Origin of the sequence: Acinetobacter sp. YH12126 (assembly GCF_013418745.1) — a bacterium.
GTDB classification, from domain to species: domain Bacteria; phylum Pseudomonadota; class Gammaproteobacteria; order Pseudomonadales; family Moraxellaceae; genus Acinetobacter; species Acinetobacter amyesii.
On record NZ_VPBM01000005.1, the window covers coordinates 124816 to 138534 of the forward strand.

Consider the following 13719-nt stretch of genomic DNA (forward strand, 5'->3'; position numbering starts at 1 on the left):
ATGATTAATAATCCTATATGCAAAAAAAAAGGAGACATGCTCCTTTTTTTATTATTAAAAAAACTTAGCTTGAAGCAGCTACCCCCTTACAATGTGGACTTTGACTTGCATCTTTTTGCTCATTGGTTAAGACAATACCTGTACCTGCAGACATTTTAGCTTGAATAAATTCGACCGCTTGCGCATTTCTACAGATAATCGCCTGTGTATGACTTGCACTTGGCACAACGTCTAATTGATAACCTTCAGCATAATTTGCATCTGGGAAATACTTCTTCGCTTGTGTTTTCATATTTTCAAATAAAGCTTGAGTCACAGGAGGTAATACAGCTTTATCTTCTTCACCTTGAATAATATACACAGGCGCTTTAATTACTTTGGCAGCAGTAGCATTTGTCGCTGGCTGATTGTCAATTAAAAATTTCTGAACAACTGGGTCATTATCAATTTTATTCAAATCAATTCCGTACTGTGAAACCTTATGCATTGGATCCTTTAAGAATTCAATCACAGCTGCTTTAAACTGTTCTTGCAAACCATTTGCGCCATTTGGATCAGCATAACTTAAACATGCACCGTCATCTCCTGTACGTCCATAGGCTTTTTCTGCAATAACACCAGCATCAGCAGTAAAGATATTTTTTAAATCATAATTTGGCTCATAGGCTTTAATACCCGAACTGGTCAATGCAGCATATGCCAAAAGCTCAGCATAGCCATCTGCAATTTGATCAATTAACGCCTGTGCTTGAACCTCAGAAAGCTGCCCCATACTAAGTGCATAACGCACTTGTGCCAACTGTTCATCCAATCTATTCAATCCATGGGCTTTAGGTTGACCATTTGCATCTACATTTAGTTTTGGATCTAAGTAAATCTTAATAATCGTGCCTAAACTCGACGCAGGTGCGGCTGCTACTGCACCTTTATAGTTAGTATCGGTATTCGCAAATTCCGCCGTCCCTAAGGATGCATGACCACCTTGCGATTGACCAATCGACATCCACTGACCATTGAGTTGCTTACCATAATGTTCTTTTGCCGCTTTAACTGCAGTAAGCGCCGAATTTGCCGCACTCGATAAATTAAGGTATGGATGAACCCCCTTGGTTCCTAAACCCTCATAATCTGGTGCCACAATTACATAACCTGCCGCCATAAGCGTGTTGGCTAGAATTTTAAAACGTGGATGAATTACATTTTTACTTGGCGCACACTCATCTCCTGCTCCAACTGTTCCATGCTCCCACACCACAACGCGATACCCATCTTTAGGTTGTGTAGCTTTTGGAAATAATACCAAGGCTGTTGCAGTCGCTGCTTTCCCCTGTACATTGGTCATGTTATAGGTCATGACTTTAATGGACGATGTATTGTCTACTGTATTGAAAGCATAATTTGCTTCAGACACAAATGTTGATTTTTGATTCGAAGATGATGAGTCATTATCATCGTCATTACACGCGGTTAAAGACAGCATAGAAACTGCAACTGTCAAAGCCAATGCTATTTTTGAACGTTTCATAAAATATCCTTTTTAATCATTATTATTTAAACATGAAACTACATGCCTTTTTATTAATGCATAAAAAAAAGCACCCGAATAGGATGCTTTAGTTTATTTTAAAAAGTTTCAGATCAATGACATTAAAGAGCCAATGCCATAAAAATTCCAATAAAAATCATAAACCCTACCCAACGGTTATGGCGAAACGCCCAAAAACATAACTGCGGATCACGGTCTTTAGTTTTAGTCCATTGGTAAATAAAATCGGCAGCCACAGCCAACATTGCAACTAAACCAAATGGCATCAAGAGATCTTCTAAATACAACGCAGAACCAATCAGTACAATGCTTAGCGCCTGTAATAAAGAAATGATTTCAATATCGTATTTACCAAATAAAATCGCAGTCGATTTCACGCCAATTTTCAAATCATATTCACGGTCAGTAATGGCATATTGTGTATCATACGCAACCGTCCACGCCAAATTACCAAAGTACAATAACCAACACGTTAAATCAGGTGTTTGCCCCACAGCGGTATAGGCCATAGGAATCGACCATGAAAATGCCGCGCCTAAAAATACTTGTGGCAGATGCGTGTAGCGTTTCATAAAGGGATAAATGAACGCTAAAAACAATGCACCAAAGGACCAATAAAAAGTTTCTATCGGTAAAAAGAACAACATACATGCGCTAGCAAGCACCAAGATCAAGAACACATATATGGCTTCTTTAGCACTAATCACCCCAGTGGCTAAAGGACGATGTTTGGTTCTTTCCACAGCACCATCGACTTTACGGTCAGCAAAGTCATTAATCGCACAACCTGCTGCACGCATAAAAATGGTACCCAAAATCATGGGAATCAAAATACTGAATTGCGGTGTTCCTTGATTGGCAATCCACAGTGCCCACATGGTTGGCCAAAAAACCAGTTCCGTGCCAATTGGCTTATCGAAGCGACATAAATAGTAATAAGCTTCTAAACGCTGCTGCCAAGTAATTTGTTGCACCACGGCCATGACTGTCCTTCATCTGGTAATGTTATTTCTGCAAATATTGTTCAAAACTCGCTAAAAAAGTTTCCTGAACAATAAATTTACAACCATGCCAAGTATAACAGCTCTGACGTGTCCAACCATCGTCTAGCCACAGTACACGCCGCTCACACTTCGGATTGGTACGCTGAAATAAAAAATGTCCGATCGGTTTTTTACCAATATGCTGAAAAATCCGCGCACGTCCTTGTATGCTAAGGATTGGAAATATACTTTTTGCCTTGACCCACGGCTCAGCTTCACAGCCATATAAATAACTTTCACGTACCCAAGCTGTATGCTGTATTGGCGTTTGCAGCCACTGTGCATCTTGAAGCGTCATGCGTTGAAATTGCTCAATACTTGGCTCAACCTTAAATACGCCTTGGGCAAAATCTGTTAATTGTTGAGTTAATGAACCCGAAGCATACAACCATGTTCTTAATTCAGGAGACATTCTTTTATCCCGCATTTCGCATGCTTGACGCTGCATATTTCATTTCCCTTATAAGCATTTGCTGAGTATAGCGAATCCCTAGTGTAACTAACTCAACATCGTTTTTCATGACCAATAGCTTGTTTTCAGTAAAATGAGCAAAACCAAAACAGCTAAAGCACGTCATTACACTTGCAATCAACACAAACCTCACATACACAGTATGATGTCGTGGATAACCACTAAATTACACAAGCATAATGTTTCCATTTTACCCTTTACATGTTTTTATTTTTTTCGTTTTACTTTGTGCCAATATCACGGTTCACGCAAAATCTATTGCACTCAGTTTTGATGATGGATTAAATCCAGCGTTTAACGCACAAGCGGAACAAATCAATGCTCAAATTTTAAAGCATCTGAATGATCAGCAAATCAAAACTATAGTTTTTCCGAGCCTGATTAAAATTGGCGATTATCAAGGTAAACAACTGATTCAAGCGTGGGGACAATCTGGCCATCTGATTGGCAATCATAGTGCACTGCACCAAAATCTGAATAAACAAAGTGTCACTGTACACGATTATCTGCACAGCATTGAACATGCGGATGCAATGTTAAAAACGCTGCCGAATTACACACGTATTTACCGTTATCCATTTTTAAAAGAAGGTAATAGCGCTGAAAAACGTGATGCTGTCTATCAATGGTTAGAGCAGCATCAATACCGCATTGGCGGTGTGAGTATCGATGCCAGTGACTGGTTTTATAACCGAAAATATCTCGACTATGCCAAACTGCAAGATCAGGACAAATTAGACCGACTAAAACAAGCATATATTGCTCACCTGCTTCACCGAGCAGATTATTATGACCAACTTGCCCAGCTCACCATAAATCGTTCGCCACAGCATGTTTTACTTTTACATGTGAATGCTATTAATGCCGCATTTTTAAAGGATGTCATTACTGCTTTTCAGCAGCATGGCTGGACTTTTATTTCAGCAGCGGACGCCCTGCATGACCCCTTATATACGCAGCACAGCCAAAACATCCCTGCGGGTGAAAGTGTGATTTGGTCGATTGCCAAAACAAAAGGATTCGAAAACTTACGCTACCCCGCCGAAGATGCGCCTTATGAAATCGATAATCTAAAACAGCATGGTTTGCAATGACGGTTGGTGAATTACTGGATATTCAATAAAAATGACCTGTTGTGTTGCAGGTCATTTTTTTCAATTCAATATTATCGTGTTAAATTAAAAGTTATCTGTCTTGGCAATGGCTTCAAACTTGCCTTGCGGCGTTTTAATCAGAACCAACCCTTCGGTCGTAATATAAAAACTTTCAGGGTATTCAAACTCCAATGCTAGCTCTGGGTTTTTCAGTTCGACAAATTCAGCCTGCTTATAACCTTCAACGGTCCGCCCCACTTCCAAATAAGTCACTTCTGAGAAGTTGAGTTTAAATCCCTTTGCTTGATCCGCTGGATCAATCCAAGGAAAAAAACCGGTATGTTTTTTACGTGGTTTTGCCATGTTTAGATATTCATTCAACTCTTTGCTTTATCTTAACCCATCTCATAAAAAACCCGCACAAGGCGGGTCTTTTTACAGTGAAATTCTGTACAGAATTACAAGCTGTAGTACATGTCGAATTCAACTGGGTGAGTAGTCGTGTTAAGACGACGAACTTCTTCAGTTTTAAGTTCGATGTAGGCATCAAGCATTTCTTTAGTGAACACGCCACCTTTAAGAAGGTAATCATGGTCAGCTGCAAGAGCTTCAAGCGCCATATCTAAGCTATGAGCCACTGTAGGGATTTTAGCTTCTTCTTCAGGAGGAAGGTCGTACAAGTTCTTGTCAGCAGCTTCACCTGGGTGGATCTTGTTTTGGATACCGTCAAGACCAGCCATAAGAAGTGCAGCGAAACCTAAGTACGGGTTCATCATTGGATCAGGGAAACGTGCTTCGATACGTTTGCCTTTAGGGCTAGAAACATAAGGAATACGAATAGAAGCTGAACGGTTACGTGCTGAGTAAGCAAGCATAATCGGTGCTTCGAAATGTGGAACTAAACGTTTGTACGAGTTAGTTGATGGGTTTGTGATTGCGTTCAATGAACGAGCGTGTTTGATCACACCACCAATGAAGTACAACGCCATTTCTGAAAGACCAGCGTATTCATCACCAGCAAACAAGTTCTTGCCGTCTTTAGAGATCGACATGTGAACGTGCATACCAGAACCGTTATCGCCAACCATTGGTTTAGGCATAAAAGTAGCAGTTTTAGCATATTGGTGAGCAACGTTCCAAACCGCATATTTGAACTGTTGAACTTCGTCCGCTTTACGAACCATAGTGTTGAAGCTTACACCGATTTCAAGCTGGCAAGATGCAACTTCGTGGTGATGTACTTCTACACGACCTGGGCCCATGATGTCTTCGATTTTTGCACACATATCTGCACGCATATCTTGTGAAGAATCAACAGGAGGAACTGGGAAGTAACCACCTTTCACACGTGGACGGTGACCAGAGTTACCCGCTTCGTAATCTTTACCAGTAGACCAAGCAGCTTCTTCAGCGATTAATGTGTGGCGCGCGCCAGACATATCGATGTCCCATTTTACTTCGTCAAATACGAAGAATTCTGGTTCTGGACCAAAATAAGCAGTATCACCGATACCAGTTGATTTTAGGTATTCTTCCGCACGGCGAGCAATAGAGCGTGGGTCACGTTCATAACCTTGACCAGTTGAAGGTTCGATAACATCACAAGTCACAACAACTGTAGCTTCTGCAAAGAACGGGTCGATAAAACAAGTTTCTGCATCTGGACGTAAGATCATGTCAGATGCTTCAATGCCTTTCCAACCAGCAATTGAAGAACCATCAAACATTTTGCCATCTTCAAACGTATCTTCGTCGATTGAATCTGCTGGGTAAGTTACGTGTTGTTCTTTACCCTTAGTATCAGTAAAGCGAAAATCGACCCATTTTGCGCCACTTTCTTGGATGAGTTGAAGGACCTTGTTCGCCATGCTCATTTTGCTCCGATGATTTTTTTGTGCACACTGAAGTGCGTGTTAGTAGTTGGTAGTTATTAAGCAATTACCGTACCAACTTTTAAAAGCCAAGCTAAAATATTGAATTCCTTATCAGAATAGAAGATTTTAGCTCCTAGCTTTTCGACTATTATACTGTGTGTAACAGTAAATGCACCATATTCAGCCACTCTTCATCACTTTTGTTTAAAAACTTCTCGCAGGTGTATCAAAATAGTGCAACTTGGTTTTGCACCAAAATGATTAATCGCTTTCAACGATAAAATCATTGAGATTTTATCAAAGCTTTAAGGTCGAATTTAAATACGATAGAAACTAATGGCTTAGCTAGTTATAAATGGAAAAATACTGGCGTAATAACTGAATTAATGATCGATATCTAGGTTTTTTGAGCCCGTAAAGTATCCATTTTTTGACGTTAATTTAACCATTTTGTTTTAATTTTAATCAATTTACCTTAACATTAATTGTGCTCCATTTTGGTGATTTTGCTTCAAAACGGTTCATATTTTTCCATCTAGAGCCTGAATTGCTATTTTTAACGACATCAAGCAGATCTTTTTAAAATATCAATTGAACATATTTTACCCACTTAAATTCAGCCTAATGTCTTGTTCAAATTAAATCCCAAATTTATAAGTCGAAAATTTATTGAAATGATTTCAGTTGCGATGAACTTTGGCGAAATTGTTCAGCAGAAATTGAATAATATTTGCTATGATTGGCTGCATTCTAAATATTTCACTATTTTTCTATTTAAAATATCCACACGATATTTGGGTCAATATACAACTATTTAGAATCATTTCGGACTATTCAAAGCACATTTAAGTGCATAAATTTCAAAGGTTAATACGCTCATGCTTTTGATGATCGACAATTATGACTCTTTTACCTACAACATCGTCCAATATTTTGGCGAGTTAAATCAGGAAGTAAAAGTTGTACGTAACGATGCCGTGACTTTAGAAGATATCGAGCGATGGCAACCGAAGTATTTAGTCATTGGTCCTGGCCCTTGTTCGCCAAGTGAAGCAGGCATTTCAATTCCTGCGATTCAACACTTTGCGGGAAAAATTCCTTTACTGGGTGTGTGTTTAGGCCACCAAGCCATAGGACAAGCTTTTGGCGGCGATATTATTCGCGCTAAAAAAGTGATGCACGGTCGTTTATCTGACATGTATCACAGCGATCAAGGCATTTTCAGCAACCTCCCTTCTCCATTTTCCGCAACGCGTTATCACTCTTTGGTGATTGATCAAGCGACTTTGCCAGAATGTTTAGAAGTGACCTGCTGGACCAATGAAGAAGATGGCACGATGGAAGAAATCATGGGAGTCAAACATAAGACATTGCCTGTCGAAGGCGTGCAGTTTCACCCTGAATCGATTCTTAGTGAACATGGCCATCAAATCTTTAAAAACTTCTTAGAAATTTACGCTTAATCGAGTGCAAAAAATATTATGAATATTCAACAAGCTTTAAATAACATCACGAAAAATATTGAACTCACTCAACCTCAAATGGAAGAAGTGATGCGTACCATCATGCAAGGTGAAGCGACAGATGCTCAAATTGGCGCACTCATGATGGGCTTACGCCAAAAAGGTGAAAGTATTGATGAAATCACTGCCGCAGCACGTGTAATGCGTGAGTTTGCGATCAAAATTGATGTCAGTGATTTACCACATTTGGTAGATATCGTTGGCACGGGTGGTGATGGTCAAAACTTATTTAACGTCTCTACTGCGTCTAGTTTTGTTATTGCAGCAGCAGGTGCAACTATTGCTAAACATGGTGGTCGTGGTGTTTCATCAAAATCAGGCTCTTCTGATCTTTTAGAACAAGCTGGAATTAACCTTGACCTTAACATGCAGCAAACTGAACGTTGTATTCGTGAAATGGGCGTTGGTTTCCTCTTTGCACCTAATCATCATAAAGCCATGAAATATGCTGCTGGTCCACGTAAAGAATTGGGCTTCCGTAGTATTTTCAACCTACTTGGCCCGCTTACGAATCCGGCCGGCGTAAAACGTTTTGTGATTGGTGTTTTCTCAACAGAATTATGTCGTCCTATGGCTGAAGTTTTAAAACAGCTTGGTGCAGAACATGTCTTGGTGGTGCATTCTAAAGATGGTTTAGATGAAATTAGCCTTGCATCAAGTACTTATGTTGCAGAACTCAAAGATGGCGAAGTCACTGAATGGGAAATTCAGCCTGAAGCTGTAGATATCGAGTCGCAAACCTTAACGGGTCTATCTGTAGATAGTGCTGCGGAAAGTCTAAAATTGATCAAAGATGCTTTAGGTAAAAACAAATCTGCACTCGGTGATAAAGCCGCGAATATGATTGCCCTAAATGCAGGCGCAGGCATTTATGTTTCAGGCTTAACCAAAAGCTATAAACAAGGTGTTGCATTAGCACATGACATTATCTATGGCGGTCAAGCCTTAGAAAAAATGGGCATTTTGTCTGAATTTACGAAAACTTTAAAAGAATACGAAGCTTAAGATTAGGACACAGATCATGGTAGATATCGCCAATACAATTTTGGGTAAAATTGTTGACCGTAAAAAAGAAGAATTTGTAGCCCGTCTTAAACAACGTAGCTATAAAGATGTCGAAGAGCTAGCTCAAGCAGCTACACCTGTTCGAGGTTTTGCACAAAACCTCGGCTCTAAACGTCCGGGGGTGATTGCTGAAATTAAAAAGGCATCACCATCGAAAGGCATCATTCGTGAAAACTTTAACCCTGCTGAAATTGCGCAGCAGTATCAAGATGCTGGTGCGGCATGTTTGTCTGTTCTCACCGATGTGGATTTTTTCCAAGGTGCCGATGAAAACATTCAGATTGCACGTACGAACTGTGACTTACCTGCGCTACGTAAAGATTTTTTAATTGATCCATATGGTGTGATTGAAGCACGCGCTTTACATGCGGACTGTATTTTATTAATCGTGGCTTGTTTGTCTGATCAACAACTCGAAGAAATGTCGAAAACTGCTTTTGAGCACAATCTCGACGTGTTGGTTGAAGTACATGACGAAGAAGAACTTGAGCGTGCAATGCGTCTTTCTGACAATTGTCTACTAGGCGTCAATAACCGTAATTTAAAAACTTTTGATGTTGACCTCAATACATCATTACGTTTGAAGAAGTTACTTGAGCCTTCTCGCCTACTTGTGACAGAAAGCGGTATTGCAACACCTGCTGATGTCGCGATGATGCAAGAACATGACATTCATGCATTCTTGGTCGGTGAAAGTTTTATGAAGCAGCCACGCCCTGATCAGGCGTTTAAGGAGCTGTTTGGTGTGCCTGATAAAATATAAATGAAATATGTAGGGTGAGTTCGCTCACCCTTTTTCTACTTTGCATCCATATTAAAAAAATTACACATCTTTTTTATAATTTTTATTCAATTGAGAATTAAAAATAATGAAGTCGATTATTTCTTCTACTCTTCTATTCATTTCATTAATCTTGGTTTCACTACACCAGATAAGTTGGGCAAAAAATATAACTCTTTATACTGGCTCACCGCATCATATTGACCAAAATCATATCCTCTACTTTAATATTTCCACTATGCCCGAAGGCATCATTGCTGCGCAGATTGACCTAAATCAAATTTTTCCAAATATAAATACTAACGTGCTAAAGGGCAAAAATTATGATTTCAATAATAATCAAATTGAAATCATTAGTTATCAAGGCTTACCAATAGTCATTAATTACTCAATCAATACTAAAAACAAGAATATTGAAAATTCAACCTCTTTTTCTATGTCTAAAGGACATAAAAATTCTTTATCAAAACCAATCAATATTAAATCTCACCCTATTTCCATGGAAAAATTAAATCATTTTGAACAGATTTTTTATAAAGATACCCCCTCATTTATTGAAAAAAAATTTAGCTGATGAGCCATATTTAATAAATATATTCATGTTCCATGCAGCAATAAATGATTTTGATGATATGAATGATTTTTTCCAAAATGCGATAAAGAACCTGACACAGAAAAATGATATTGATAATTATGAAAACGCCAAAAATTTGTATCTTGAATATTTAAATTTTGGTGAAAACAATGAATTTTATGATACCACCTTAATTATGGCGGCTATCGAGCACACAGATATTTCTTTCATCAAAAAAATGAAGCTGAGAAAAATAAATGAACTTGTAGTAGATGAAGTTGAACCACAAACATATTATTTCACTAGATGCTCCCCATTAGGTAAAGCTATTCGCCTAAATCAATATCAGATAATTTCTTATTTACTTGAAAAAGGCGCTTCAACCGAAATCGTGTGTATTTCTAAATTTAATGAAGAACAATCAGCATTAGCTCTTGCAGAACAATATAAAAATAAAAAAGTTATTAAATTAATTAATTCAACTTTGAAGCCCAAATAGGACTTGTAATGAATTAAGAGATCTTCTTTATATAAAGTCTTTCCAGTTCAAATCAGTGCCATTTAAGGCTATAATTGCACTAAATTTTTGTATATTTCCCGTTTTTTCATTATGAGCAAACACGATTCTTCGCTTTCAAAAGATCAGTACAACCTACTGAAATCTTTTAAAAAGCAAATTACGAATCCACATTCCTCAACGATTGCTAAACAGCCTGAGCCAACGCCAAAGACTGTTGAACAAGAGCAGGAAGAAGACTTCGCGCTTTTCCAAAAGCAAATGCAAGGTGTTCAAAAAATGAATGCAGGAAATATTGCAAAAATGGAAAAAGTGGGTCGTAAAAAACCTGATGCGCAAACGTTGGCTAAACGTGCTGCTGCAATTGGTCCTATGGAAACAGATGATGCATTACTTTCTGATACGCAAGCGATGCTCAACCCTGTTGCCAGTCAAGCTGCTTTAAGCTATCGCATTGCAACCTTACAACATAAAGTTTTTGAAGATTTGAAAGCTGGTAATCTACGTTGGTTTGAAGCTGTCGACTTACACGGTTGCACTGTTGAAGAAGCCCGTTCTGCCGTGCTGCAAATTATTCAAATGGCGAAAGATGACAATCAAAACGTCATTAAAATTGTGCATGGCAAAGGTCCAGAAGCAATTTTAAAAACTTATGTAAATAGTTGGTTACGTCAACATCGTGATGTATTGGCATTTGTGAGCGCCCCAGAAAAACAAGGCGGCACAGGTGCTGTACTGGTTCTGCTTAAACGTGCAGAAAAAAACCCACAGTTTAAACAATAATCGAATTTAACTCCAAAAGAAGGCATTGTAATAGTTTTCTGCTACAATGCCGTCCTTGTTCAATCTCTCAGTGTAAGTGAACACGTCTTATGTCTATGCAGCAATCCTACGCAAATATCCTAACTGCCGTTGGTGAAGATCTGAATCGCCCGGGTCTTAAAGATACGCCTATGCGTGCTGCTAAAGCTTTTTCATATCTTACTTCTGGTTATAGCCAGACACTTGAAGAAGTGACCAACAATGCGGTTTTCCCATCAGATAACCGTGAAATGGTCTTAGTTAAGAATATCGAATTCTATTCTTTGTGTGAGCACCATTTATTACCTTTTTATGGTCGCGTACATATTGCTTATCTCCCAGAAGGCAATGTTTTAGGTTTATCAAAATTCGCACGTATTACAGAAATGTTTGCCCGTCGCTTACAAATTCAGGAAAATCTCACTCAGCAGATCGCTGAAGCTGTGGCTGAAGTGACTGGTGCACGTGGTGTTGCTGTGGTGATTGATTCAGCTCACATGTGTATGATGATGCGTGGTGTTGGTAAACAAGAATCTACAACTCGTACCGTTTCTTTTGTCGGTGACTTTAAAACCAATAAAGAAGAACGCCGTGAATTCTTAAGTGCAGTTCCAGAAAGCTATTAACAGAATATTCAGCGTTAGCTCTTAAAAAAAGCCTCAAACTCTTGAGGCTTTTTTTATTTGTGTTTTAATGTCAAAAATCGTTTGCTTTGATAGCAAAGCACTATTTTCAGGATGAATCATGTCAGATGTATATATTGCCGGTCAGGGTTTAGCGCAAGCCAAACACAGCATAGACTTCCCTCGCCCAGAGCGTTTAGTTCAGGGCAATCCTAAACGTGAAACTGCAAGCCTGTATGTACACCCCAATATGGACTGCGGGATTTGGCAATGTGAAGTTGGCGCATGGAATATTGTCTTTGCACCGAACAAACAAGAGTTTTTTACAATCCTTGAAGGATTAGTACGTATTCATGATCAACAAGGCGGATATATCGAGGTTTCCGCTGGCCAAGCGGGCATTATTCCCCCATCGTTTCAGGGCAAGTTTGAAGTTGTCGAAGCCGTCAAAAAATACTATGTGGTTGTAGAAGTTTAATCGCCCAAAATATTTATTTTGAAAAAATATCTTTTAAAAATATTATTTGTAACCATGCTGTAATACTTGTAACTCAAAACTACAGCATAAAATTAATATCAATTACTTAATATTTTTCTGTTCATAAATTAAACATTTAATAACACGATTTCACCCCCCATATTCAAGATTAGTCCGTACATTAAAAACAAGATGAATCCTGTAGATTCATTGCTATTTTCTTTTTTTACTAACTAAGGGTGATCACTATGGTAGCTGCAAAAAAGACAACTGAAAAAGATGAGAAAAAGACAGCGAAAACTACGGCAAAAACTGCAAAAAAAAATGAGGATAAAGTAAAAAAATCAGCTAAAGCATCGAGTCAAGATTCAAACAAAGAAGCAAAGAAAACTACTGAAAAAAAATCTAAGGACAGCACTTCTAAAAAAGAAGCTGCAACTAAAGATGAAAAAGTGAAAGCTAAAAAATCTGCATCAACTAAAAGTTCGCCGAAATCTAAAGCTGACAAAAAAGAGGCCCCTAAAAAAGCCAGCACATCAAAAACAAGCACTAAAGTTAAAGATGAAAAGCCAAAAGCTGAGAAGAAAGCAACAAAAAAATCTTCAACAGCAAAGAAAACGGATGCTAAGGCAAGCAAGTCTAAGGGAGAAAGAACCAAGACGACCAAAGCCAAATCTACCAGCAAAAAGACAAAATAAAAAGTAGCCCCAACTGGGGCTACTTTTTTAGCTTAAGCTTGAAATAGAGTAAGGTTGTAATGGAGTGAATATGAATAATAAATCCATCCCCACACCTAAGCGTGTATCACGCGTTCATTCCAATAGTTTTGATTACAGTTTAGATTTTAAAAAGATAAATTTTCGCGAACACCCTGAACTTTATAGAATTGGACGTGGTGAACAAGGTGTATTACTCGTAGAGCCTTATAAATCTGAAATTTTGCCTTATTGGCGATTTGCTAATGAAGAAAAAGCCATCGAAAGCAGCACCAAAATTTGGCAACTTTTTGAAGAGTATTTAGACGCTGAAGATTTTGTCGGTGCAGATATGGCACGTAAATTTTTGCAGATGGGTTTCACACGTGCACGTCGCTATGCCAACCATAAAGGTGGTAAAAAATATGAGGGTCCAGTCCCTAATGATAAAAAAGGATTAAGTGGTGCACATGGACGCGAAGAGCTTCCAAGACAAAAAGAGGATCCCGTCAAAGCTGCTGCTGCACGAGTATTTAAACAAAAATGGGATGAAGCTAAAGTTCATCCCAAGTATGTAGAGCAAAAAGCAAAATTTTTAGATTTTCTACAAAGCAAAATTAAGTGAATATCCAT

The 13719-nt window shown here is 38.5% G+C and carries 16 protein-coding genes; 11 read left to right on the forward strand and 5 right to left on the reverse strand.

Annotation, left to right across the window (positions count from 1 at the left end; genetic code table 11):
* Positions 1-64 precede the first annotated feature (64 nt).
* The 3 genes from FTU62_RS04210 to FTU62_RS04220 all read right to left on the reverse strand — a co-directional run bounded on the left by FTU62_RS04210 (position 65) and on the right by FTU62_RS04220 (position 3037).
* Positions 65-1525, reverse strand: a complete 1461-nt coding sequence (locus tag FTU62_RS04210; protein WP_180101919.1) for a S9 family peptidase — start codon at positions 1523-1525, stop codon at positions 65-67.
* 122 nt (positions 1526-1647) lie between these two features.
* Positions 1648-2529, reverse strand: coding sequence for a 4-hydroxybenzoate octaprenyltransferase (ubiA, locus tag FTU62_RS04215; protein ID WP_180084131.1), 882 nt, complete (start codon positions 2527-2529; stop codon positions 1648-1650).
* Positions 2530-2551: 22 nt separating this feature from the next.
* Positions 2552-3037 (reverse strand): chorismate lyase, encoded by a 486-nt coding sequence (locus tag FTU62_RS04220; protein ID WP_078191900.1) that lies wholly within the window; start codon positions 3035-3037, stop codon positions 2552-2554.
* Positions 3038-3240: 203 nt separating this feature from the next.
* Here FTU62_RS04220 and FTU62_RS04225 point away from each other — a divergent pair, with 203 nt between their 5' ends.
* Positions 3241-4155: a polysaccharide deacetylase family protein gene (locus FTU62_RS04225; RefSeq protein ID WP_180101920.1), complete on the forward strand. Its 915-nt coding sequence runs from the start codon at positions 3241-3243 to the stop codon at positions 4153-4155.
* An 84-nt stretch (positions 4156-4239) separates the two neighbouring features.
* Here the strand turns inward: FTU62_RS04225 and FTU62_RS04230 are convergent, their stop codons facing one another.
* The gene (locus FTU62_RS04230) at positions 4240-4518 is read right to left on the reverse strand and encodes a hypothetical protein (protein ID WP_180101921.1); all 279 of its coding nucleotides are present in this window, start codon (positions 4516-4518) and stop codon (positions 4240-4242) included.
* Positions 4519-4613: 95 nt separating this feature from the next.
* Positions 4614-6029, reverse strand: coding sequence for a type I glutamate--ammonia ligase (gene glnA, locus FTU62_RS04235; RefSeq protein ID WP_171263711.1), 1416 nt, complete (start codon positions 6027-6029; stop codon positions 4614-4616).
* Positions 6030-6907: 878 nt separating this feature from the next.
* On the opposite strand from glnA, the gene FTU62_RS04240 reads away from it, so the two are divergent.
* The 10 genes from FTU62_RS04240 to FTU62_RS04280 all read left to right on the forward strand — a co-directional run bounded on the left by FTU62_RS04240 (position 6908) and on the right by FTU62_RS04280 (position 13711).
* Entirely contained in the window at positions 6908-7492 is a 585-nt protein-coding gene (locus tag FTU62_RS04240) for an aminodeoxychorismate/anthranilate synthase component II (RefSeq protein WP_078190263.1), read from the forward strand.
* An 18-nt stretch (positions 7493-7510) separates the two neighbouring features.
* Complete coding sequence (gene trpD, locus FTU62_RS04245) at positions 7511-8557, forward strand: anthranilate phosphoribosyltransferase (protein WP_168379163.1); 1047 nt, start codon at positions 7511-7513, stop codon at positions 8555-8557.
* A 16-nt stretch (positions 8558-8573) separates the two neighbouring features.
* Entirely contained in the window at positions 8574-9380 is an 807-nt protein-coding gene (gene trpC / locus FTU62_RS04250; RefSeq protein ID WP_180101922.1) for an indole-3-glycerol phosphate synthase TrpC, read from the forward strand.
* 106 nt (positions 9381-9486) lie between these two features.
* Positions 9487-9972 (forward strand): hypothetical protein, encoded by a 486-nt coding sequence (locus FTU62_RS17355; protein ID WP_257223053.1) that lies wholly within the window; start codon positions 9487-9489, stop codon positions 9970-9972.
* Positions 9973-9997: 25 nt separating this feature from the next.
* Positions 9998-10471, forward strand: coding sequence for a hypothetical protein (locus tag FTU62_RS17360; RefSeq protein WP_257223054.1), 474 nt, complete (start codon positions 9998-10000; stop codon positions 10469-10471).
* Positions 10472-10582: 111 nt separating this feature from the next.
* Positions 10583-11272 (forward strand): Smr/MutS family protein, encoded by a 690-nt coding sequence (locus FTU62_RS04260; protein WP_078191970.1) that lies wholly within the window; start codon positions 10583-10585, stop codon positions 11270-11272.
* Positions 11273-11367: 95 nt separating this feature from the next.
* Positions 11368-11916, forward strand: coding sequence for a GTP cyclohydrolase I FolE (gene folE / locus FTU62_RS04265; RefSeq protein WP_171262632.1), 549 nt, complete (start codon positions 11368-11370; stop codon positions 11914-11916).
* Between the two features lie 118 nt (positions 11917-12034).
* A complete protein-coding gene (locus tag FTU62_RS04270; RefSeq protein ID WP_180101923.1) occupies positions 12035-12391 on the forward strand; it encodes a cupin domain-containing protein in 357 nt (118 codons plus the stop codon).
* Positions 12392-12639: 248 nt separating this feature from the next.
* Positions 12640-13089: a hypothetical protein gene (locus FTU62_RS04275; RefSeq protein ID WP_180101924.1), complete on the forward strand. Its 450-nt coding sequence runs from the start codon at positions 12640-12642 to the stop codon at positions 13087-13089.
* Positions 13090-13159: 70 nt separating this feature from the next.
* Positions 13160-13711, forward strand: coding sequence for a DUF4385 domain-containing protein (locus FTU62_RS04280; protein WP_180023378.1), 552 nt, complete (start codon positions 13160-13162; stop codon positions 13709-13711).
* Positions 13712-13719: the final 8 nt, after the last annotated feature.